Source organism: Mesorhizobium sp. CAU 1741, from assembly GCF_039839275.1.
Lineage (GTDB): Bacteria > Pseudomonadota > Alphaproteobacteria > Rhizobiales > Rhizobiaceae > Aerobium.
In genome coordinates, this window is record NZ_JBDOQP010000001.1 from 278,323 (window position 1) to 300,998 (window position 22,676).

At 60.8% G+C, this 22,676-nt stretch carries 21 protein-coding genes; 4 read left to right on the forward strand and 17 right to left on the reverse strand.

The window, feature by feature from the left end:
- Window positions 1-9: 9 nt before the first annotated feature.
- The 3 genes from AAFN84_RS01360 to AAFN84_RS01370 form a co-directional block, all read right to left on the reverse strand.
- Entirely contained in the window at window positions 10-777 is a 768-nt protein-coding gene (locus AAFN84_RS01360) for a helix-turn-helix transcriptional regulator (protein ID WP_347512572.1), read from the reverse strand.
- 2 nt (window positions 778-779) lie between these two features.
- Window positions 780-1,478, reverse strand: a complete 699-nt coding sequence (locus AAFN84_RS01365) for a helix-turn-helix transcriptional regulator (protein ID WP_347512573.1) — start codon at window positions 1,476-1,478, stop codon at window positions 780-782.
- 394 nt (window positions 1,479-1,872) lie between these two features.
- Window positions 1,873-2,757, reverse strand: a complete 885-nt coding sequence (locus AAFN84_RS01370; protein WP_347512574.1) for a WecB/TagA/CpsF family glycosyltransferase — start codon at window positions 2,755-2,757, stop codon at window positions 1,873-1,875.
- Between the two features lie 214 nt (window positions 2,758-2,971).
- On the opposite strand from AAFN84_RS01370, the gene AAFN84_RS01375 reads away from it, so the two are divergent.
- Window positions 2,972-4,162 carry a Gfo/Idh/MocA family oxidoreductase gene (locus AAFN84_RS01375; protein WP_347512575.1) on the forward strand — a complete coding sequence of 397 codons (1,191 nt, stop codon included), beginning with the start codon at window positions 2,972-2,974 and terminating at the stop codon, window positions 4,160-4,162.
- A gap of 265 nt (window positions 4,163-4,427) precedes the next feature.
- On the opposite strand, the gene AAFN84_RS01380 is transcribed toward AAFN84_RS01375, so the two are convergent.
- The 8 genes from AAFN84_RS01380 to AAFN84_RS01415 form a co-directional block, all read right to left on the reverse strand.
- Window positions 4,428-4,967 carry a dTDP-4-dehydrorhamnose 3,5-epimerase family protein gene (locus tag AAFN84_RS01380; protein ID WP_347512577.1) on the reverse strand — a complete coding sequence of 180 codons (540 nt, stop codon included), beginning with the start codon at window positions 4,965-4,967 and terminating at the stop codon, window positions 4,428-4,430.
- Entirely contained in the window at window positions 4,964-6,199 is a 1,236-nt protein-coding gene (locus AAFN84_RS01385) for a class I SAM-dependent methyltransferase (protein ID WP_347512578.1), read from the reverse strand. The genes AAFN84_RS01380 and AAFN84_RS01385 overlap by 4 nt, the downstream gene beginning before the upstream one ends.
- Window positions 6,196-7,257, reverse strand: a complete 1,062-nt coding sequence (gene rfbG, locus AAFN84_RS01390; RefSeq protein ID WP_347513766.1) for a CDP-glucose 4,6-dehydratase — start codon at window positions 7,255-7,257, stop codon at window positions 6,196-6,198. Before rfbG ends, AAFN84_RS01385 begins: the two co-directional genes overlap by 4 nt.
- Window positions 7,248-8,021 carry a glucose-1-phosphate cytidylyltransferase gene (gene rfbF, locus AAFN84_RS01395; RefSeq protein ID WP_347512580.1) on the reverse strand — a complete coding sequence of 258 codons (774 nt, stop codon included), beginning with the start codon at window positions 8,019-8,021 and terminating at the stop codon, window positions 7,248-7,250. The genes rfbG and rfbF overlap by 10 nt, the downstream gene beginning before the upstream one ends.
- A 143-nt stretch (window positions 8,022-8,164) precedes the next feature.
- Entirely contained in the window at window positions 8,165-8,818 is a 654-nt protein-coding gene (locus AAFN84_RS01400) for a hypothetical protein (protein ID WP_347512581.1), read from the reverse strand.
- A 27-nt stretch (window positions 8,819-8,845) separates the two neighbouring features.
- The gene (locus AAFN84_RS01405; protein WP_347512582.1) at window positions 8,846-9,760 is read right to left on the reverse strand and encodes a class I SAM-dependent methyltransferase; all 915 of its coding nucleotides are present in this window, start codon (window positions 9,758-9,760) and stop codon (window positions 8,846-8,848) included.
- A gap of 194 nt (window positions 9,761-9,954) precedes the next feature.
- Complete coding sequence (locus AAFN84_RS01410) at window positions 9,955-10,791, reverse strand: NAD(P)-dependent oxidoreductase (protein ID WP_347512584.1); 837 nt, start codon at window positions 10,789-10,791, stop codon at window positions 9,955-9,957.
- A 182-nt stretch (window positions 10,792-10,973) separates the two neighbouring features.
- Window positions 10,974-12,221, reverse strand: a complete 1,248-nt coding sequence (locus tag AAFN84_RS01415) for a glycosyltransferase family 2 protein (RefSeq protein ID WP_347512585.1) — start codon at window positions 12,219-12,221, stop codon at window positions 10,974-10,976.
- 433 nt (window positions 12,222-12,654) lie between these two features.
- On the opposite strand from AAFN84_RS01415, the gene AAFN84_RS01420 reads away from it, so the two are divergent.
- Entirely contained in the window at window positions 12,655-14,592 is a 1,938-nt protein-coding gene (locus AAFN84_RS01420) for a glycosyl transferase (RefSeq protein WP_347512586.1), read from the forward strand.
- A 35-nt stretch (window positions 14,593-14,627) separates the two neighbouring features.
- On the opposite strand, the gene AAFN84_RS01425 is transcribed toward AAFN84_RS01420, so the two are convergent.
- The 6 genes from AAFN84_RS01425 to speB all read right to left on the reverse strand — a co-directional run bounded on the left by AAFN84_RS01425 (window position 14,628) and on the right by speB (window position 20,381).
- On the reverse strand, window positions 14,628-15,401 hold the full coding sequence (locus AAFN84_RS01425; RefSeq protein ID WP_347512588.1) for a carbon-nitrogen hydrolase family protein: 774 nt from the start codon (window positions 15,399-15,401) through the stop codon (window positions 14,628-14,630).
- Window positions 15,398-16,201 carry an ABC transporter permease gene (locus AAFN84_RS01430; protein ID WP_347512590.1) on the reverse strand — a complete coding sequence of 268 codons (804 nt, stop codon included), beginning with the start codon at window positions 16,199-16,201 and terminating at the stop codon, window positions 15,398-15,400. Before AAFN84_RS01430 ends, AAFN84_RS01425 begins: the two co-directional genes overlap by 4 nt.
- Window positions 16,198-17,055 carry an ABC transporter permease gene (locus tag AAFN84_RS01435; protein ID WP_347512591.1) on the reverse strand — a complete coding sequence of 286 codons (858 nt, stop codon included), beginning with the start codon at window positions 17,053-17,055 and terminating at the stop codon, window positions 16,198-16,200. The genes AAFN84_RS01430 and AAFN84_RS01435 overlap by 4 nt, the downstream gene beginning before the upstream one ends.
- Window positions 17,052-18,077, reverse strand: a complete 1,026-nt coding sequence (locus AAFN84_RS01440) for an ABC transporter ATP-binding protein (RefSeq protein WP_347512593.1) — start codon at window positions 18,075-18,077, stop codon at window positions 17,052-17,054. Before AAFN84_RS01440 ends, AAFN84_RS01435 begins: the two co-directional genes overlap by 4 nt.
- Before the next feature lie 84 nt (window positions 18,078-18,161).
- Entirely contained in the window at window positions 18,162-19,250 is a 1,089-nt protein-coding gene (locus AAFN84_RS01445) for an ABC transporter substrate-binding protein (protein ID WP_347512595.1), read from the reverse strand.
- 69 nt (window positions 19,251-19,319) lie between these two features.
- The gene (speB, locus tag AAFN84_RS01450; protein WP_347512597.1) at window positions 19,320-20,381 is read right to left on the reverse strand and encodes an agmatinase; all 1,062 of its coding nucleotides are present in this window, start codon (window positions 20,379-20,381) and stop codon (window positions 19,320-19,322) included.
- 118 nt (window positions 20,382-20,499) lie between these two features.
- Between speB and gcvA the strand changes: the two genes are divergently transcribed.
- A complete protein-coding gene (gcvA, locus tag AAFN84_RS01455; protein ID WP_347512598.1) occupies window positions 20,500-21,489 on the forward strand; it encodes a transcriptional regulator GcvA in 990 nt (329 codons plus the stop codon).
- A 17-nt stretch (window positions 21,490-21,506) separates the two neighbouring features.
- Complete coding sequence (locus tag AAFN84_RS01460; protein WP_347512599.1) at window positions 21,507-22,676, forward strand: aminotransferase; 1,170 nt, start codon at window positions 21,507-21,509, stop codon at window positions 22,674-22,676.

A 22,676-nucleotide genomic window follows, 5' to 3' on the forward strand; every position in this document is an offset into this window, starting at 1 on the left:
GAAATAGCCTCAGTCGATCAGGCCGCAACGCAGCGCCTTAGCCACCGCATGGATACGATTGACCGCATTCAGCTTGTGGGTTGAATTGGTCAGGTACTGGTTGGCCGTATGCACAGAAAGTCCAAGCGAGGCGGCGATGTCGTCACTGGTCAGGCCATCTGCGGTGAGCCGCAGGCACTCCAGCTCGCGCCGCGAGACAACCGGAGACTTGGCGCAATCGGCTACTCGCTGCCTCGAGACGTCTTCGAATAGCGAAAAGCAACGCGCGTGCACGTCGCAGAGCAGATTCTCGTCTAGCATCATGTCCTCACCGGAGAACACGATCAGGCCATGGCGACCGCGCTCCTGTGCAACGGGAAAAGCGATGCCGAGCGTCTCGCGAGCAGGACTCTCGACTTCATGCGCCCAACATGCGGCGGCTTCCGACAGGAAGGGCCTGCTGTCGCAACGCTGCCACCACAGCGGCACGGAGCTTTCCGCCGCAAGGCGCGCGAAGCTCTCGACGCCGCGATGTGACAGCGCTTTCGACAGAAGCGAGATGCCTGGGAAATTGTCATCGAGCACCGGTGCCAGGCGCCTGGCCTCGCCCTGTGCGCCGCAAAAGAACAGGCTGAAGCCCGACGCGTTGATGCGTTCGGCCAGCTTGCGCATGAGGCGGACGGCCTCGCTGGTGGTCGTTGCAGACTGGTTCGGCCATTCGTCCTTCACCGGCCATACGGCCAGGTCCGGATCGTCAAAGAGATCGGCCCTGTCGGCCTGTCCTGACTGGAGCAACATGATCAGATGATTCCGCTTCGGATGGCAGTGGCGATGGCCATTGCACGGTTGTTGGCGCTGAATTTCTGGATTGCATGGGCAATGTAGCTGCTGACGGTGTTGGGGGAGACGCCCAAAATCAGCGCCACTTCGTCGGTGGTCTTGCCCTCCGACACCCACAAGAGACACTCACGCTCGCGATCGGAAAGCGGGTTCGATGCCTCCTGTCCGCCGCAGGAGCGAAAGAACTGGACGATGGCGTAGCTGCATTTCATGTGCGCGCGCATCAGCGCTGCCGCATCGATGCGGCGTGGAGTCTCGGCCGAGAAAAGCGCGAAGATCGCGACACCGTCGGCATTCAGCTTCTGGCAGTAGAGTTCCGCATGGCCATGTTCGCGCATCGCGCACCGCTCTTCCTCGGACAGGAAAAGCGCGGTTGCGGGCAGCAGCGGACGCGGCACAGCGCCGGGACCCGACGCATTGCCGCTCTCGATGATCTTGCCGATGCCGTCGGAGCCGAAATCCTCGAGAGCATCGAAGATCCAGTTCGACGTGATGATGCGCATCGATTTCGGGCCGCGGTCGAAGGACGGCTGGACGATCATGTAGCGCTCTGCGCCGATGTCGGCGCAAAGACGGCGCATCAGCCTCGCAAGCCCGGCGCGAGAGGCGACCGGAGCGGTCGCCTCGATTGGCTGGGTCGTGGATGCGAGATGGATCATGTGTCCGAGGTCTGTCGATGCCTTGTGGCAGCCCAACGATTGATGTCGCCGATCCGTCATGGCTCGACCTTGAAACGCGACACGCGAATCCGACTGCACGCCACGGACAACCGCGACGCAGCCAAGACAAACTCGATTACGGACAAACGCTCAAACAGGGCCGGGAAACCATGTTCCGGCGCCGGGAAGGACGGGACAGAGAAAGGGAATCACAATCCAGCTACAGCCACGCCTACCGGCGCGTGTGTCGCAAGGGCCCCGTCTACTCAGATCCGCCTACATCCAAAGTGATATGTATCCAATTGATTCGCGTCAAGATTCCACGAACGGGTCGGAACGCTGATCGGAGTCGCGAATGCGCCTCCGTCGTCAGGTGTGGTAATTTTGCGACGCGTCACCGGGTCCGGGTGAGCAGCAGGAAGAGGCTGTGAGGGTTGGTGGTGAGATAGCGCCAGAGCAGTCGCCGTGGCTCGAGAATGGTCCGATAAAGCCACTCCAAGCCGAGGCGCTGCATCCATGCAGGGGCACGCCTGTTTGTGCCGGAAATGAAATTGAACAGGCCGCCCGAGGTCTTGATGACCTTCACCGATGCAAGTCGCCCCATGTTGCGCGAGACGAAATCCTGCTCCCGCGGCACGCCGAGGCCGATCCAGAGGATGTCGGGACGCAATTCTTCGAGGCGACGCAGCAGGGCCTCCTCGCTATCGGCGTCCATGTAGCCGTGCGCGTAGCCGACGAGCCTGATGCGGGGATATTTGCGGCGCACCACAGCGGCGGCGCGTTCGATCTCGTCGGGTGTCGAGCCGAGCATGAAGTAGGTCGTCCCTTCAGGAAGCAGCCGGCTCGCATCGTCGAAGAGATCGGTCGTGGCGACGCGCTCGGGCAGGGGACGCGAGGAAAGATAGCGGGATATCGTCACCATCGGCTGGCCGTCGGCGCTCAGTACGTCGACCTGTTCGAAGAGCGTACGGATGCGGCGGTTGCGTGCGAACATCGACAGCACCTGCCCATTGGTGGACGACATGTAGAGCGGCTGTTGAAGCCCGGCCAGCCGGCCCGCAATCGCGTCCTCCATGACCTTCACCGTCTCATCGCGGCTAAGGCAGGCATTCGCCATGCCGCCGAGCCGGCTCATCGGTATCACGGCGCGAACTTTTTCGTTGCGGACGACGCGGGGCTTCTTGCGCCGCTCACGTCCGCGTGGGGCGGCCGTGCGGTCCTGATACAGCTTGCTAGGCGCGCTGCGACGCTCCTGGTGCGGTGTGTCTTTAAGGGACAATTCTGTATCCTCTCGCTCAAGCGTTTGCCCGGTGGGGCCTTCCTGTCCAAGGCAAAGCAAGCGGCAGGCCAGACGATCGCGCCGGGCGCGTGACGATGATTGGCGCCCGCGATCATGGTTCTCAAAGTGTTAACGGGCTGGAATTCCCGTCGAATTGCACGCTTGAATCAACTTGGCAGTTGGGCTTGAGTGCCGCCAACGACAGGAGGCCGCCGTGGCGATTGCAGCAAGAGACGACAGGACCGCCGGGCCGATCCGGCTTGGCATGGTGGGTGGCGGCCAGGGGGCGTTCATCGGCGGGGTGCATCGGATTGCGGCGCGGCTCGACGGCGAATTCCAGCTCGTTGCCGGCGCGCTGTCGTCCGATCCCGAGCGTGCTAGGGCGTCGGCGGCCGAACTGGGGCTGGACCCAGCGCGCAGCTATGGATCTTTCGAGGAGATGGCCCGGGCGGAGGCGGCGCGAAGCGACGGCATCGAGGCGGTCTCGATCGTCACGCCGAACCACATGCACTGGCCGGCCGCCGAAGCCTTCCTTAATGCAGGCATCCACGTCATCTGCGACAAGCCGCTGACCTCCAGCCTTGCCGATGCCAGGAAGCTTGCCGCGCTTGTCGAAAAGAGCGGTCGGCTGTTCGTGCTGACCCACAACTATACCGGCTATCCGATGGTGCGGCAGGCACGCGAGATGATCCGCGCCGGCGAAATCGGCGACATTCGCGTCGTGCAGGCGGAATATCCGCAGGACTGGCTGACGGAGAAGGTCGAGGAAACCGGTTCCAAGCAGGCCGGCTGGCGCACCGATCCGTCGAAATCGGGTGCTGGCGGCGCGACCGGCGACATCGGCACCCACGCCTACAATCTCGCCCGCTTCGTCAGCGGGCTGGAACTGGATACGCTGGCTGCCGACCTGAGCGCCTTCGTCGACGGCCGGCGGGTCGATGACAACGCCCACGTGATGCTGCGTTTCAAGGCCATGGGCGGTGCGCCGGCCGCGAAAGGCATGCTGTGGGCGAGCCAGGTGGCGCCGGGCAACGAGAACGCGCTGCGGCTGAGGGTCTACGGCACCAAGGGCGGCCTGGAATGGGAGCAGGAGCAGCCCAATCATCTCTGGTACACACCGTTCGGCGAGCCCAAACGCCTGATCACACGCGGCGGAGCCGGCGCCGGAGCCGCAGCGGCACGGGTTTCGCGCATCCCCGGTGGTCACCCCGAAGGCTATCTGGAAGGCTTCGCGACGATCTATTGCGAGGCGGCCCGGGCGATCCGCGCCCTGCGCGAGGGCACGACACTGCCAGACGACGCGATCTTCCCCACCGTCCATGACGGCGTCGAAGGCGTCGCCTTCATCGAAGCCTGCGTCAGGTCGTCGAACGAGAACGGGGCTTGGACGCGGCTGGATTCTTAGGGGGCTGAACCCAAGGCCGTCGATGTCAGACGATGATGCCTGCTTTGCGGAACGCAGTCCAACGCGAACGCCGCACGAGTGTTCAGTCTATGCATAGTCCTTGCGACAATGCGACAGCCATTTGATTGACCATGAACTGGGTGCATGTCAGATTCAGCGGCGATCTCTTGGGGGCTAAAGTTCGCGTTTACCCGGTGTTGCACCCTCAAAAGCGAACCCCTGTTATAGGTGGTAATGCAAAGGCTGCGCGAATTCGTTCATTCCGCTACGGGTCCTTCGAGCGGTAGAATGGACAGGTGGCGTCCCTGTCGCTGATTACAATGGGATTGAACGGCCAAGCTATCCCGAACGCCGGATCGTCCCACCGTGCCACGCTCGCCGATTCGGGAGCATAAGGCGCGGACATCTGGTAGAAAATTTCCGTGGCATCCTCGAGCGTGAGCACGCCGTGAGCGCATCCACTGGGTATATAAAAGGCATTGCGCCGGTCGCTGTCCAATTCGATGCCGTCCCAACCCAAATAGGTCGGCGAGTCCGGCCGCAGATCCACGGCTACGTCGAAGGCTTTTCCGCGCGTTACACGTACGAGCTTGGTTTCCTCATCAGGCGCTGCTTGATAGTGGAGGCCTCTCAACGTTCCTCGAGTGGGGCTGTAGGAAACATTGCATTGGGAAATGTCGTAATCGAGACCGAGATCGCGGAAGGATTTGGCACAGAACGTGCGCGCGAATGTGCCGCGCTCGTCATCCCTAGGCTCGATGTCGATAACATACGCGCCGGCGACACGGCATTTCGTGAATCTCATGTGACAACCTTCAGTTGAGGCACGGCTACCACATATTTTCCTCCCCATGCGGAGATGTCGTTACTCGCGATAATCTCCTCCTGAATGTTCCATGGCAGGATGAGCACGAAATCCGGCCGGACCGTTGGAAGCACTTCGGGGGGCCGGATTGGAATTCTGCTCCCGGGTAGCAGCCGGCCTTGCTTGTAGGGGCTTCGGTCGACCGCCACCTCAATCAGATCGCGTCCCACGCCGCAAAAGTTGAGCAGCGTGTTGCCTTTCGCTGCCGCGCCGTAGGCGGCGACCTTCATTCCCTGAGCCCGTGCCGTGTTCAGGAAGGAAATCAAGTCATCTTTGATAGGCAGGATAGTGTTCTGGAACCCTATGTAGGTTGAGACCTCGCCCAGTCCGCCGTCAAGCTCATCGCGTTGTACTTTAAGGACGCGTTCCGTTGTCCCGCGATGCGTCGGTGCGTTGGCGAGGCTCGCCATCACCCGGATGCTCCCGCCGTGGGTCGGCAATTCCTCTACGTCGAAGACTTTAAGGCCGTGCCTTCGCAAAACCTTCTCAACCGCCAGCAGGGATAGGTAGTAGAAATGCTCGTGATAGATCGTGTCGAACTGCACGTTCCGGATCAGTTGGAGCAGATGCGGGAACTCCAGGCTGACGACGCCGTCAGGCTTTAGAACGGCGGCGAGCCCGCCGACGAAGTTATTGATGTCGGGCACATGGGCAAACACGTTGTTGCCGACCACCAGATCCGCACCGAGATCGCGTTGCTGCAGATCCATCGCAGTGTCCACGCCGAAGAAGCGCGCCTCGGTGGGAACGCCCGCCGCACGCGCTACTTCTGCCACGTTCTGGGCGGGTTCTATGCCGAGCGAGGGGATGTTGCGTTCCACGAAGTGGCGGAGAAGGTAGCCGTCATTGCTGGCAACCTCGATCACCTGCGAGGAGGAGGACAGGCCGAAGCGCTCGATGGCTGAGATCGTGAACCGCCGTGCATGCTCGACCCAGCTATCGCTGAAGGACGAAAAGTAGGCGTAGTCGGTGAAGATGTCGTCTGGAGAGGCGAAGGCTTCAGCCTGCACGAGCCAGCATTCTTCGCACACGAAGACTCGCAGGGGATAGACTGGTTCCGGCCGGTCGGCGGCATCGGGACTGATGTAGGAATTGGCAAGCGGCGTTTTGCCGAGATCAGCGAAGAGGTGGTTCAGCGGAGCGTCGCAGAACCGGCACGAATTTGGGGTCATGCGGCCATTCCTTCATAGTCCGAGATCTGGCGCTGCGTGAACGCACGCATGTCCGCGCCGGATTTCCAGGCGCGATACCACGCGCAGGTCCAATCAATCGTCTGCACAAGATTCAGGCGGGGCCGCCAGCCGATCGCCGATGCAGCCAGACCGGAATCGAGAAGGAGTTGGGCTGCTTCGGGCGGGTGGGATCCCGGCGCCGGTTCCCAGGCGCGGGTGATGCCCCAAACCTTTCCCAACGCGTCGGCCAGTTGCGCAACCGTCGCGACCTGCGCCGGATCGGGTCCGAAGTTCACGGCAGCCGGCAGTCCCGGTCCGGCTTCGGACAAGGCCTGCGCATAGGCCAGATATCCGCCGAGCGGTTCCAGGACGTGCTGCCATGGTCTTGTGGCCTTGGGATAGCGCAACTGTAGCGCTCTGCCGTCCTCGAAGGCGCGCAGCGTATCGGGGACCAAACGGTCTTCGGACCAGTCGCCGCCACCGATGACGTTTCCGGCGCGTGCGGTTGCCAGTCGAATGCCGCGCCCGGCAGCAAAGCTGTGGGCATAACTGCGGCAGACGAGCTCAGTGCATGCCTTCGAGCTGCTATACGGGTCGTTGCCGCCCAGGGCGTCAACCTCCCGGTAGGGCACGCCGCCTGTCGTCTCGGCATAGACCTTGTCCGTGGTTGCGACGACAACCACCTTCACCGACTCGGTCGCCAGAACGGCGTCGAGCAGATTGACCGTGCCGCCGACGTTGGTAGCATAGGTCTCGGCTGGCGCGCGATAGGAGCGGCGCACCAGCGCCTGAGCGGCAAGATGAAACACGAACTCAGGTCGGCATCGCCCCACCGCCTTCGTCAGCGCAGCCCCGTCACGGATATCGACGATGTAACTTCGGTCCCCGGCGCTTAGCGGCGCCAGCCGATACATGCTTGGCCCGGCGTCAGGTTCAAGCGCGATGCCGTGGACGCGCGCGCCAAGCTGTTCCAGCCACAGGGACAGCCAGCTTCCCTTGAAGCCCGTATGCCCGGTGACGAGAACCTCCCTGTCGTTCCAGAATTGCCTCAGTTCCATATCTTCCATGGCGCCTTCCCCGAGACCCACAGATTCTCCAGCATCATCTTCTCGCGCAACGTATCCATCGGCTGCCAGAATCCGTCGTGACGGAAGGCCGCCAGTTCCCGATTGCGGGCCAGTTCGGCCAGCGGTCCGGTTTCCCAGATGGTCGAGTCGTCTTCGATCAGGTCGAGAACGGAAGGCTCGAGAACGAAGAAGCCGCCGTTTATGCGCTGGTTGTCGCCGCGCGGCTTCTCGGTGAATTCCGTGATGATATCGCCTTCGAGCCCGACGGCGCCAAAGCGTCCCGGAGGGCTCACGGCGCACATCGTCGCCTTGAGGCCATGACTTTTGTGGAACGCGATCTCCGCCGCAATGTCGATGTCGCCCACGCCGTCGCCGTACGTCATGCAGAAGGATTCGCCGGGCTCCAGATAGTCGCGAACACGAAGCAGGCGGCCTCCGGTCATCGAGTGCATTCCGGTATCCACTACGGTAACGCGCCACGGCGGGCACTCCCGTGTGTGATACTCGATCCTGTTGCTGCCGAGCTCCAGCGTGACGTCACTGTGATGGAGGATCAGGTTTACGAAGTATTCCTTGACCATGTAGCTCTTGTAGCCGGCGCAGATGATGAAATCCGTCAGACCGTGATGGGAGTAGATGTTCATGATGTGCCAAAGCATCGGCTTGTCGCCGATCTCGACCAACGGCTTCGGTCGCGCGATCGTCTCCTCCGACATCCTGGAGCCGAGACCCCCGGCCAGTATCACAACTTTCATATCGACGTTCCCGACAGGTGGCCACACATGCGTCCCGTCGAATATCCGTTTGAAATTGTGCGAGGCTTGACGGCTCGTCCGGTGTCGGCGATCAGCGTTCCGAATAAGTCTGCGAACGCGATCCTGCAGGCAAGGAAAGCGCATCAAAAGTTGCGGAAGAAATCCGATAGGATATCGCGCTTGTCTCGTTTGAACACCAATGAGTTTTCTGGGCCTTGGAACGCGATTAGGTGGGCTTGTGTGTCGCGATCGATGACGCTGACACCTTGAGCGACGACGGTGCGCTGCCGCACGAGTGACTTCCCAATCACGGCGGAATTTGGAAACAGAATCACTCCATTCTCAATCACAGGAGCAATGCCGTTATTCTTACCGACAGTGCAGTTTTGATGAATCATAAAGTAATTTCCGTAGGTCGCTTTTGATAGCACTATCCCAACGGAATGGCCGATAAGAAAGACTTCCGGCATTTCGATTTCATAAAACATGTCGATCGCGTTTATCTGCTTGTTAAGCAGGAAGAGCTTCGTACACAAGGTCACCGCTCTCTCAGCGCGCCATATGGTGTTCGACAGGTAATATAGAAACGTACAGTATTGCGATGAGTGCAGGACGTCAAAGGAGCCCGGCTTCCATATCCGAACAGCCGAGATGCAATGATCCAGCCGAGCAAGCGCTTCGGAAAGATGGATGTCTATCAGATCGAAATCTGTCTCATCGCCAAAAGGCACCAGCCGTCGCAACTGTTCCTTGCAATAGGCCGCGAGCCTTCCAGTCTCAAGATTCACGATCTCCATTTCTTGCCCCTTATGCGCAGTCCACCATCATCCGCAGCCGTGCTGCGACCAATGTCTATCCAGGCTGATATAGTTCAGCCGGTTTCCTGAAAGCTCCTTTATCTCCTCCAGATAGTTGGAATTCATGACATAGATCGGCGTATTGTCGGCTAGCGAAGGCAATACCTCTCCCGGAGACTTGACCTCCAGCCCCGTTGCCGCCAGGAAGCGCCCTTGCTTGGCTGGATTGATATCGATCACACTGTCCACCGGCAGCCCCGCCCTTTCACACATAAGTGAGAAAATGACGCCTTTCGAGGCGCCGCCCCATACGATGGCAGCTTCTTTGATTTCGCTGCGGATATTGTTCAGGGCATTGGAAAAGTCAGATGGAAACTTCACGCTTCGTTCAGAGTCGAAGCGTGGCTTACGGGCAGACGAAAGCTCTGCGATCACGTAGATATATTGTCCGCCGAAAATATGCCCGCTTTCGATGACTTCGCCGAAAATGCGATCGAAGTCGTCGATACGAAAATAGTTCACATGCTCGTAGAAGATATCGAACCATGCACGGCGCTCGCAGATCCATTCAAAACACGGGACCTCGATGTAAATTTTCCCCTGGCCACCATTTGCCTCTTTGATCTGGAAGATGAAATCGACGGGGTCTGGAATGTGTTCCAGGACATGGCGAAGGACCAGGCCTCTTCCCCGGACGCCGGTCCCGGAACCGAAGTACTCCCGCCGTACGCGCGGATCGTTGCCCGTGTAGGTCGGGTCGAAACCGACGATGTCGGCACCGCGCGCAGTCAACATGTCCATGAAGAAGCCTTTGCCGCATCCGATTTCGACCAGATCTTCCAGTCCGATCAGACGCTCGACGATCGTCGTCACCTTCTCCAAATGCTCGCGAAAATGGGAGCTGTTCGCCTGTTCGTTCTGATAATGCTCGTCGTAGTCCATGACATCCGGACGAAAGGCGGCATTGTAAATCAGTCCAGTCTGCTGATCTTCGACCAGTCGAATATCACCTCGCGGGCAGCATCTGGCGTCTGAGGCGTTTGAATACATCCTGTTCTGAAAGACCGGAAACTGACTTTGCGAATACAGTTCGCGAAGGGGAGAGTTTTGCATTGGCGTAACCTCACTCAAAGGCGTCACAGCGTGCCCACGACACATGGCGGATCAATCACGTTGTCAGGGCGGGCGCCAAAATTGAGCAGCGAACGGCCCCCGTATTCGTCCGATATCCGTTCCGCCAACTCCCGGATCGTTACCGGTATGCCGGAACAGATATTGATTGCTCCCTGGCGGGGTCCGATAGCGGCGTCCACGGTCATGCGCCCAGCGTCTCGGACATTCATGTAATCGCGAATCTGATTTCCCGCGGTCAGGTCCACCGGCTCTCCGGCAGCCAGCTTGGCGCGCAAGTATGGCACGAACCGTCTGTCGTCCTCCCCTTCGCCGAACAGATAGAAGAGGCGACACCAGGCAAACTCGACACCGACGCTTGGCAACCAATGCGATAGAGCGAGGTAGGTGGACGCCTTGGCATCTCCATAAATCGTGGCAGGCTTCAACGGCGTTTCTACCGATAGCCTGCCATCCGACACGTCATATTCGAAACAGGTGCCAATACCGACAAAACGCCGGATGCCGGCGTCGACGCAGCCCTTGGCCATGGTGAGTGTGCCCGCCAGGCAATCGATATTAATTGGGGACGTGAGGTATTTTCTTGGCTCCGCGTACCAAGCAGCATGAATCACCAGATCTACATCTTCGGATGTCTTTCTCCACCATCGCTGGTCCTCATGGAATAGAGAAGCGCTTGAAACGATTTCCTTGACTGCGGGGTATCCGGCCAGATCCGCCTCGCGCCCGCTCCTGACCACGGCGCGCACATCAGCGCCCCGATCCGAAAGGGCCCTCAATATTTGCCGGCCTACGAATCCCGTGCCACCAGTGACGAGAACCCTTTCTATGTCTGAAGCCATCGCAAGTCCTCACCCATGGCCCATCCGACTAAAGGCCCATTGCTGCCGGGCAAAAGCTGCGCGACAGCTTCGGCCGACTTCCGCAACTGGAATGCGATGCTTCCCGTGATCAGTATCCTCATAAAAGCAAACCGTCCGTTGGAGCCCACGCGGGAGCAGGCGCGCCTGCATGACAGGCAAGATCAGGTCAGGATTGTGCGGGAAATGTCCGCATCAGTAATCACCAGGTTGGGCGAAAACCCACGCGCCAAGAACGCGTCACGATGCGCCGCGTCACTGACGAATACTGCGGATCGCTGGATCACTTCCGCCGATTGATCGGCTTCATCGCGCACCACGACGACGTCATCTCGCAGGCCGGTCTTGCGCAGGAGCTCTTCGAGCGCGGCATGATCGGCAACGCCGTCAAGCACCAGTCGGTCAATCTCAGCGGACGAGTTGACAATCCATGCCAGTGTCTGAATGGCTGCCGTTACCTTTAGAGTTTCCTTGATCCGTGTGACGTCAGGATGCTTTTGCTGACCACCCCAAAGCATGCGAGTATAAAGCTCGTATGCTCTAACATAATCCTTTTTGGCTACCCAAAATCGTACCGCTACGCCCATTCGCGACATTGTGAATTGTTTGATCGCCTCGTCGTAGAACGCCCGTCGCTGTGCGGTCTGCTCGACGACACCGCGTTTGGCTCCTACGTAAAGAAAATACTCCAGTCCCCCGCGGTAGCGATCCCACGCAGTCATTACCTCGTCGTTGCCTGCCTGGGTATGCTCCCGGACGATCTTGGAAACGACGACCGCGCGATAGAAAGGCTTCTTCAGAAATGCCACCGCGCCAATGTCAAGATAATGCGCAAGGTGAGAAAAAGCCCAATAGGCGAAGTATCGGGGAACCCAAGCAGAACGGAGTGCTGTGGCCCTGTATATGCCTACTTCTGGAAAGGCGTGCTTGTTGATCAGGAAGTTGAAGACAGACATGAAGTCTCGATGCTTGAATTTGACGTTTTTGTCGACTTGGTAGAACGTCCCTTTGTCGACATTCAAGCGTTCATTATACAGATACCAAGGTGCGTAGCACGCGACGACATCAGGATTCTGATCCATGTAGCGGATCGCTTCGATGAAACCATCCATGACGAGGATGTCATCGTCTGCAAGATAGATGTTATATTCGCCTCGAGCGTGACGAAAGGCACTTGCCAGATTGGGTTCATACCCGAGATTTTCCTCTCGCCTGAAGTACCGGATTGGCAAGCCTCTACCAATGTAATTTTCGACCACTTCGCGCGTATTGTCGGACGAAGCGTTGTCTGAAATTACGATTTCATAGGTGAGAGAGATTTTGTAGACTTCTGTGAAATAGCTCAGGGCCTTCGCGAGGAAAGTCGCGCGATTGAACGTTGGGATACAGATACTCAGCTTGACGTCGCTCACGATTCTTTCCTCTAGACAAATCTGGGCAATCGAAATTCTGTTCATTCACGATGAGTGGTTGGGAGTGCGGCGAGCGGATCCCGAACGCGGAACGCCGACATCTGCTAGACCTCTCGCGCATAGCCCGCACGAATATGGCAACCTTCGCGCGTAATGATCGTCGGTGCTGCGATGACCTGTAGGCTATACCGCAGACGGGCCACGCCAGCATTGGATGCAAATATCGCGAGATAACCTTGTGCCGGGCTGGATGAACCCCGATGGCATGTGCCTGTTTCACCTGCAAGTTCACTGAAGCCCAATAGGCGGGATGCCTGGATGGCATTGTCGTCTGCCAGCTTGAGGCAAGATTGGCTTGATAGGCGGATTATGCCGCCATTGAGGGTCGTGACTGGATCTCGTGAGCGGAAGAGGTAGCACTTGGGAGACTGCAATGAACGCTGAGGCAGCTTATTTTGCGGCATCGAAAGCCTATCAGAAGGGCCAGTATGTGCCCGCTCTGCAGTTGCTCAACCGGTTGCTGGATGTAAGCGGGGACGCCAAGACCTTCGTCTTGCTTGCGAAAACACTGATCAAGTTGAACATGCCCGCTGAAGCGGCTGCCTCCTACCAGAGGGCTGCGGAAGCGGGTGGGCGCCGGGAAGAAGAATACACCCTGCGAGCGATGGAACTCTATGTCGAGGCCGGTGACGACGACAGTGCGTTGCTCGCGGCCAGGAAGCTGGCACACAAGGCGCACCAAAATCCCGATATCGCATTCATCCTTGCATCGATATTCCGCAAGCGCGGGGATCTGGACGTGGTACAGGGGCTTCGCAAACCGCTGATCGAAAGCAAGGACCCCCGTCACGTCAAGCTGGCGACTTACCTGCTCACCGCTGAGGAGGATGACGAGGAGAATCATCGAACGATCGCGGTGGCTCTGAAGAAGTTTCCCAAGCGGCACGATCTTCGCTTCTATCACACATATCTTCTGCGCAAGGTCTGCGACTTCGACCAGATTCGCGCCCATCATGCCGCGTTGGATACTCATATCCGGAAGGACGAGGTGGAGGTGCTTTCGCGCGAGCGCCCCTGGAGCAGCGTCATCTGGTGTGGAGACGAACGGCGCAACGCGCTGGCCACGCGCGAGACCCCGAAATACTCATCAGCGATCACGCTCAAGCGTCGGAACATGGTACACCGGTGGGACGAAAAGAAGCTTCGCATCGGCTACCTGTCCGCAGACTATTGGGGTCGCCACGCCACGATGAAACTGATCGCCGACATTCTGCGGCGTCACGATCGGAATCGCTTCGACGTCGATCTCTTTTGCTACACGCCGCAAAAATATCTCGACATGAACGACGTCGACCGCAGCGAGTGGGGGAATGTGATCCTGGTACGGGATATGAGCGACGACGACGCTGCGGCTGCTATCCGCGAACGCAACATCGACATACTGGTCGATCTCAAGGGTCATACCCGGGACGGGCGCGCGAATATCCTCAATCAGGCCGCCGCTCCCGTTCAAGTCGCCTGGCTGGGTTTTCCGGGGATGACAGTTTCAGCCGATCTCGACTACGTCATTGGCGATCCTCACGTGCTGCCTGACAGTTCCAAGCCATTTTATCATGAGAAATTCTGCCGCCTTCCGGACAGCTATCAGCCGAACGACCCGACCAACAGGCCTCTGCCGAAGCCGACGGCGCGTCGTCAATGGGGCCTGCCTGCGGACGCATTCGTATTTGCTTCGTTCAACCTGCCACACAAGGTCTCGGCAGAGATTGTGTCGCAGTGGGCAGAAATTCTCTCACGAGCGCCGAAGAGCGTTCTTTGGCTGATGACAATCGGCGGCGACAGGACCAGGATCAATCTCCTCAAGGAATTCGGTTCGCACGGGATAGGACCGGATCGAATCGTCTTCGCCGACAAGATCGAGTACTCGAAGCATATCAATCGCCAGGCGTGCGCCGACCTGGCATTGGATACCTACCCTTGCAACGGCCATACGACCACCTCGGATTCTCTTTGGGGCGGGTTGCCGGTTTTGACTCGCAAAGGGACAAACTTTGCCTCGCGCGTCAGCGAGAGCTTGCTCAATGCAATCAATCTCCCTGATCTGATCGCCGCCGATGCGCAAGACTATGTCGAGAGAGCGCTCGAACTCTACGCTAATCGGGAACGCATCGCAGAGTACAAGCAGCGGATCGACGAGGCACGCTTCGTGCAGCCACTATTTGACTCCGAGCGGTTCTGTCGCCATCTCGAGATGGCCTACGAACGGATGGCCGAGCGGGCGAAAGCCGGTGCTGCGCCGGATCATTTCGACGTGCCTGCGCTTCCTTCGCGGTCCAACCCTTTCATGGAAGCTCCAGCCGAAACGGAATAGCGCTGGCCCAACCTCCTGGGGATTTTGCGCCAGCGCTATATTCTGAGATCGCGCAGATACGTGTTTTGCGCCGCGCTCTGCGTGAAGTCCTCCGGCTGGATGGTTGCGAGCAGCAGCGCTTCGCCTTCGGCTTCGGCGGCGGCGAGGACCGAGCCGTCGGGCGCGGCGATCGTGGAGAGGCCGGCATAGGCGAAGCGGTCGTCGGCGCCGCAGTGGTTCACATAGGCCACGAAGACCTGGTTCTCGAAGGCGCGAACCGGGATCATCCGCCGGGCAATGAATTCCGCATGGTCGCCGGCAGGCAAAGCGGTCGGCACGAGGACCAGCGAGCAGCCGGCTTGCGCCAGCTTTCGGACGTTTTCCGGAAACTCGACGTCGTAGCAGATGAGCATTCCGAGTTTCCGGCCGCCATGGTCGAAGGTGACGGCGCGCGGTGATCCCGGCTGGAACAGGTTTCGCTCATAGTCGCCATAGAGATGCGACTTCCGGTAGACGGTGGTCTGGCCTTGGGGCGTGACGAACGCCGCGCTGTTCCAGACTGAACCGCCGTCCGCCTCGGCAAATCCCGCAACGATCGCAACCCCTGCATCGGCGGCGATCGCACCCAAACGCCCGATCGTCGGGCCATTGGCCGGCTCGGTAAGATCGCGGATAGCCTCGCCGATGCCGTAGCCGGTGGTTGCCAGTTCTGGGGCAACAAGCAGATCGGCGCCATCTCTTGCCGCCTCGCGGGCTGCCTTCTCGATGCGCTCGAGATTTGCGGCGACATTTCCAGGTGTTGCCTGCATCTGGAGCGCGGCGATCTTCATTTATCGTCCCCCGATAGCGCACCCAGCAGTTTCGGGAGATCGCCGAACCGTGCGATCAGTCCGAAGACCACCGCAGCGACGACCACGAAAAACACGGCTACCGCGGCCATGGTGGGCGTGTAACCGTATCGAAGCGCGTTGAAGATCTTGATTGGCAGCGTTTCCATCGTGAAGCCGACGGTCATGTAGGCGACGATGTACTCGTTCAGCGACAGGACGAAGGCAAAGGCGAAGCCGGAAATCAGGTAAGGCAGGATCAGCGGCAGAACGATGGTACGCAGCACGGTGCGGTCGTCCGCGCCCATGGTCGCGGCGGCCTCGACGAGGCTGCGATCGATGGAGTTGAAGCCGAGCGACAGGGTAACGAGCGGCAGCGTTACAAAGAAGATCGCGTGGCTGATCGCCGCCGTCCAGGGCTGGCCGTAAGCGCCGACAGTGGCCCAGAACGTGAGGAAGCCGAGCGCGGTGATGACCGGCGGAAGGATGAAAGGTGCGACGCCCAGAAGCTGGAAGACGTTGGCCCATGGCGCGATGCGCCGCCACAGGAACCAGGCGAGCGGCAACGCTATGAGTACCGCAAGCGTGGCGGCGCCTGCGGCCAGCAGCAGCGAGTTTACCAACGCAGAGCGCCAGCCCGGGTCGGTGAAGATCTGCCCGTACCACGAAAGGGAAAACCCTTGGGGCGGGAAGGTAAGGGATTGCTGCTCGTTGACCGAGACGCCGGCAACGACGATCAGCGGGCCGACGAGAAACAGGGCGACGAGCGTGAAGAGGATCCGCCGCAGCGTCGTGGCGCTCATGTCGACGTCTCCCGGCGACCGCCGATGAGAAGGGTGAGGCCGACCAGCGCCAGCGACATCAGCACCAGGAAGACCGCCATGGCCGCGGCAAAAGGCATGTTGGACTGGTAGATCGCCTGATCGGTGATTAGCACCGACAGCGTCCAGTGTTGGGGACGGCCGAGAATCTGCGGCAGCAGGTATGCGCCCAGCGCGAAGACGAAGACCATGATCAGCGTGGCGATGATGGTGTTGCGAAGCGCCGGCACCAGCACATTGAAGAAGGCGCGCAGGGGCGAGGCGCCGAGCGTGCGCGCCGCCTCGAGCAAGGTCGGGTCTAGCCGGACGATGGCCGGGTACAGAACGAGGATCGTGTAGGGCAGGGCCTGGTAGACCATGGCGGTGAGCACGGCGCCGAATCCGGGCGTCAGCGCCTGCGGTTCGCTCATCAGGCCAACCAGCACGAGCAGGTTCGTGATGCCCGCCGTTCTGGAAAACAGCGTCGACCAGGCGAAGCCGATGATGACTTCCGACAGCGACAGCACCGACAGGATCGCGACGAGCCACACAACCTGCACACGTCGCTTGGCCTGCGTCAGCAGGTAGGTGAACGGAAACGCAACGACGACGCAGACGATCGCGACCATGACCGCCAGCATGATCGAAAAGCCGAGCACGCCTCCGAAGAAGGCCGAGATGAAGCGCTCGTAATTCGCAATGGTGAAGTCGGGCGAATAAAACCCTGCCGGGTCGCGGCGGAAAAAGGAGACGGTGATCATCGTCGAGAACGGGATGACGAAGAACACCACCAGCATGATCGCCGGAAACACCAGCGGAGCGTAGTCGCCAAGCGCGCGGGGCGGCTCGCGTTTCATGCCTTCAGCACCACGCAGCTTTCGAACGGCAACGTCACGCCGACGGCGTCGCCTGTCACGAAGGCGGTTCGCTGGCGCGGTGTCGTGACAGCGGTGATCGTGTGGCCGCCAACGTCGACGAAGGTCTCGACGGTTCCGCCGAGGTCGCGAACGAAGGTGACGGTGCCTCGCAGCGTACCCTCGTCCGGGGAAACCAGCCGCACATCCTCCGGGCGGATCGACAGATGGCCGCCACCGGCTCCGACGCTCATGCCGAGGCTCGGGAAGCTGCTGCCGAGGAGATCGCCATCGCCCTTCAGCGGAAGCAGGTTCGTCGAGCCGATGAAGTCGGCAACGAAGGCGTCGGTCGGCTTGCGATACACCTGGACGGGGGACGCTGCCTGCCGGATACGGCCCTGGCCCATGACGACCACGAGGTCGGCCATCGTCATGGCCTCGCGCTGGTCATGGGTCACGACTATGGTGGTGATGCCGAGCTGTTGCTGGAGCTGGCGCAGTTCGACCTGCATCGCCTCGCGGAGCTTGGCGTCCAGCGCCGACAACGGCTCATCCAGCAGGAACAACTTGGGCGACAAGGCGAGCGCGCGGGCGATCGCGACGCGCTGGCGCTGGCCGCCGGAAAGCTTGGACACCGGCCGATCTGCATAGCCGCTCAAATCGATGAGGGAGAGCAGTTCGTCGACCCGCTTCCGTCGGGTGGCCTTGTCGATGCCGCGAATGCGCAGAGGGTAGCCGATATTGTCGCCGACGTTGAGATGGGGAAAGAGCGCGAGCGACTGGAACACCATGCCGAAATCGCGCTTGTGGGTCGGGATGGGCGTGACGTCTTCGCCGCCAAGCAGGATGGTGCCGCCCGACGGCTCTTCCAGGCCGGCGATCATGCGCAGCAAGGTCGTCTTGCCGCAGCCCGAAGGTCCAAGCATGCAGACGAATGTCCCGTTCGGGATTTCCAGGGTCACGTCGTCGACTGCCGTGAAATCACCAAAGCGCTTTGAGACGTTCCGAAGCTGCAGAGCGGACATGGATGTTCCTATCCTTGCGACCAGGCCGCGTGGGGCGCAGACACCCTCTCCCCGATGCGGGGAGAGGGCAAGGGGCGCCGAGCGTCAGCCCGCGATCGTTTCAGTCCACGTCTGGTTCAGCCAGTCGGCCTTCGATGTATAGAGGTCGTAGCGCGGGATGATCGGATCGATATCCGACGACACAGCGGCGAACTCCTCTTCCGTAAGGTCAAGAAGGTCGCGCGAGACGGTCGGTGCGGTGCCGACCTGACGCGACATCAGCGCCTGGATTTCAGGCTGGCTCATATAGTCGATGAAGATGTGCGCTTCCTCGACCTTCTCCGACGCGCGCGACAGTGCCCAGCAGCCGGAATCGAGAATGCCGCCTTCCTTCGGGAAGGTGGAGCGCACCGGGTGGCCGTCGGCGGCCGCGAGGCCGGTGACGTCGTGATAATACTGGCCCATCGGGATTTCGCCGGATTTCAGGGCCTGCTCGAACTGCGCCTCATCGCGGTACCAGAGCCGCACGTTGGGCTTCACCTCGGCGAGTTTCTCGAAGGCCTGCAACTGGCCTTCCTCGGTGTCGAGCGCATTGGTGCCGCCCATGAACGTCTTCGCCGTCACCTCGAGCAGGAATGAGTTGGAGACGAGCGCGAGGAGACCGAGCTTGTCGCGGTTGGCCTCGTCCCACAAAGCGGCCCAGCTTTCGGGCGCCTGGGGGTAGGCGTCGGTATTGGTGACGAGCGTGATGTACCAGGCCACCGCGCCGATGCCGGCAACGCGGCCATCGGGATATTTGTTGACGAACTGGTCGAGCAGATTGCCCTCGTTTTCCAGCTTCGCGGTGTCGATCGGCGTCCACAAATCCGTGGCCTGACCTTTCAGCATGGCCACCTGGGACATCATCGAGATGTCTGCGGGTGCCTGGCCGGCGCGGGCTGCCTGTTCCAGTTGAACCAGCCACGCCTCGCCGGTGGGCTCCGCGACGGATTCGACGGCGATGCCGGTTGCCTCGGTGAATGTCGGGAAGACGTGCTTGTCGAAGGAATCCTTGAAATAGCCGCCATAGACGCCAACCTTGATAGAGCGATCCTGCGCGCGCAGGATCGCCGGCATGGCAAGGGCGCCGGCTGCCGCAACGCCGGCACCGAGCGCCGCGCGGCGGCTGATGGACGTGTTCAGAAGTCTTTTCATGAAACTGTTCTCCTCTGTGGCGGGGTCGTTGCCCCTTGGCTTCTTTTGGTCAGGATTATCTTAGTCCGATCAAGCGGTGTTTCCAGTCAGCGTGGGGCTGAACGCCATCAGGCTGAGGATTTCAAACAGCACCTGGGCGCCTGCATGGGCGGTGTTGGTGGTGGAATCGTATTGCGGGGCCACCTCAACGACATCGCCGCCGACGAGATTCACGCCCTTGAGACCGCGAAGAAGTTCGAGCACTTCGCGGGTGGACGGGCCGCCGATCTCCGGCGTGCCGGTTCCGGGCGCAAAGGCGGGATCGAGGCTGTCGATGTCGAATGACAGGTAGGTCGGGCCGTCGCCGACCACCTGGCGCGCCTTTTCGATGATGGCGGGTATGCCCATCGCAGGCATCTCTTCGGCGTGGATGACGGTCATGCCGGACTCATAGGAGAATTCCCACAGATATTCCGACGATCCGCGAATGCCGATCTGGATCGTCCGCGTCGGGTCGAGAACGCCGTCGAGCACTGCATTGCGAAACGGTCCGCCATGGTGAAACTTGGTGCCGTCGAAAGAGCCCGACGTGTCGCAATGCGCGTCGATATGGATCATCCCGACCGGCCTGTCCTTGCCGACGGCACGAAGGATCGGGTGGCTGACCGAATGATCGCCGCCGACCGATAGCGGAACGACGCCTGCGGCGACGATCTTGCCGATATGACGTTCAATGTCTTCGTGGCTCTGCTCGAGCATGTAGCGGCTGCGGAATGGAACGTCGCCGATGTCGGCGACCTTCAATTCGTGCGTGGGAGCACAGTCGAGCACGTGATTGTAAGGACCGATGCGCTCGATGGCGCGCAGCGCGCGCGGGCCGAACCGGGAGCCAGGGCGGTTGGTCACCCCGAGATCCATCGGCATGCCCACCATCGCAACCTGCAGATCGCCAAATTCCGGATTGGCCGGGTCGATCTGCATAAAGGGCGCGTCGAGGAAGGTCGGCATGCCGGCGTAGGGCGCGGTACGGGTGCCGCCCGAGGAGAAAATCCGATCCGCGACCCGTTTGAAGCGCGGCTCGAAAATGTCGCCGCCATGGCCCTGGGCGTACTTTGCCCGCAGCTCGGCGAGGCTTTCGTCGTTCCAGCTCATTCCCGGCAACCTCCCGATCGAATGGCGCAAGTCGGGGGATCGTGCGGCAGAATGCGTGGAAACTCAATTGAGATTGATATACCAATGTTTGTGAGAAATTTTCATACGGGTCCACTGCATGGCGAAGCGCCTGCCGCCGCTCAATCCATTGCGCGCCTTCGAGGCGGCAGCACGGCATGGTTCGCTGACGCGGGCGGCGGGCGAGCTCAATGTCACGCACGGCGCAATCAGCCATCAGGTCAAGGCGCTGGAAGCCTCGCTCGGCGTGGCGCTTTTCGAGCGCGTCGGGCAGCGGCTGCGTCTCACCGGCCATGGCGCGGAGCTGCTGCCAACGGTTTCCACGGCTTTTGACAACATCGCCGCCGCCACTGCACGGATGACGCGCCCGACGAGTTCCGGCACGTTGTCGGTCGCCTGCGTGCCGGCGCTGCTGTCGTTCTGGCTGATGCCGCGCCTGGGAAGCTTCACCGCGCAGTTTCCCGGTATCCGGCTGACGCTCGACGCATCGAACGACGCGCAGGCGCTTCGCGATCCGGATGTCGATGTGTGCGTGCTTTACGGTGACGGAAACTGGTCGGACTGCTGGCTGAAGCGCTGGTCACATCTGGACCTGTTTCCGGTGATGAGCCCCACCTTGATGAACAGCAGGCCCGTGCGCACGATTCGCGACCTCGGAACCCATGCGATGCTTCACGCCGACGATGGCCGCGAGTGGCAGCAATGGCTGGCAGCCGCCGACGCGCTCGACCTGTCGCGAGGCTCGCAGCACCATTTCTCCGATGCGAGGCTGGCGATCGAGGCCGCTGTGCATGGCCATGGCATCGCGCTTGGCGATACGATGACGGCGGCCGCGCTGCTGGCGAAGGGGCAACTCGTGGCGCCGTTCAACCTTGCCGTCCCGGCGGCCGACGCTTTCTACGTCGCATGCCGCAGCGATCTTCGGGCAGCGCCGATCGTCGGCGTATTCATAGACTGGCTGTTTGCGCAGCTCGAGGAGGACGATGCGCGGGCCGAGCCCCAGACCTCGGCTCACCGCGCCATCCGGCGCGCGAGTGACGACGCGCGTGCCAAGAGGAAATCGGCGCCGAAGGCGCCCCGCATTGCATGAACATGGATAAGCAACAGATGCCAAAGCCTGGTTTCAACCCGCTGGTCGCCGAGCTCTCACAGCCACCCATTCCCGCCGTCCAGGCCTGGGCAAAAGCCTATGATGGCGCGCATGGCCAGCTCATCGACCTGTCGCAGGCTGTGCCAGGCTATCCGCCGCATCCCGACATGCTCGCATGGCTGGCGGAGGCCGCGGGATCGGCCGCGCTCGCCGGCTACGGCGCGATCGAGGGTGACGCGGCGACCCGTGCCGCCTATGCCGCGCATGTGTCAGAGCTTTACGGGGCGATCATCCGGCCTGAGAACGTCCATCTGACCGCCGGATGCAACCAGGCCTTCACCGTGGCGGCCATGGCGGTCGCGGGACCGGGCGACGCGATCCTGATGACCAACCCGTGCTACTTCAATCACGAGACGACCTTGCAGATGATGGGCGTCGAAGCGCGCTATTTCGACTGCACTGCTGACAATGGCTTCGTGCCCCGCATCGAGGACATTGCCGACGCGCTTGATGGCGTGAAGGCCCTGGCTCTGGTATCGCCCAATAACCCCACCGGCGCAATCTACCCGCCTGCCCTGTTGGCGGACATCTTCGCGATCTGCCGTGAGCGTGGCGTTTGGCTCATCCTCGACGAGACCTATCGGGACTTCATTGCATCTCTCTCAGGCAAGCCCCACGACCTGTTTGCAAGGCCGGACTGGCAGGACAACCTGATCCAGCTCTATAGTTTCTCGAAATCGTTCTGCATTCCCGGCCACCGTCTTGGCGCGATCACCGCCGGACCCGAGGTGATCGGACAAGTCGCGAAGGTCATGGACAATCTCCAGATTTGCGCGCCCCGCGTGCCCCAATACGCGGTCGCCAGGGGATTGCCTGCGCTGGGTGGCTGGCGCGAGGCCAACCGGATCGAGATCGAGCATCGGGCGAATGCGATGCGCGCTGCATTCCAGCACGTCACAGGCTGGGAATTGCAGGCGATCGGCGCCTATTTCGCCTTCGTGCGCCATCCGTTCGACGGCCTGACGTCTTCGAAAGTGGCAGAGAAGCTCGCGCGCGACTATGGCGTCGTCACCATCCCCGGCAGCTATTTCGGCGCGGGGCTCGACCGCCATCTGCGCGTGGCCTTCGCCAATGTCGGCGCCGAGCAGATCGGCGACGTCGGCGGAAGATTGCGGATGATGACCTAG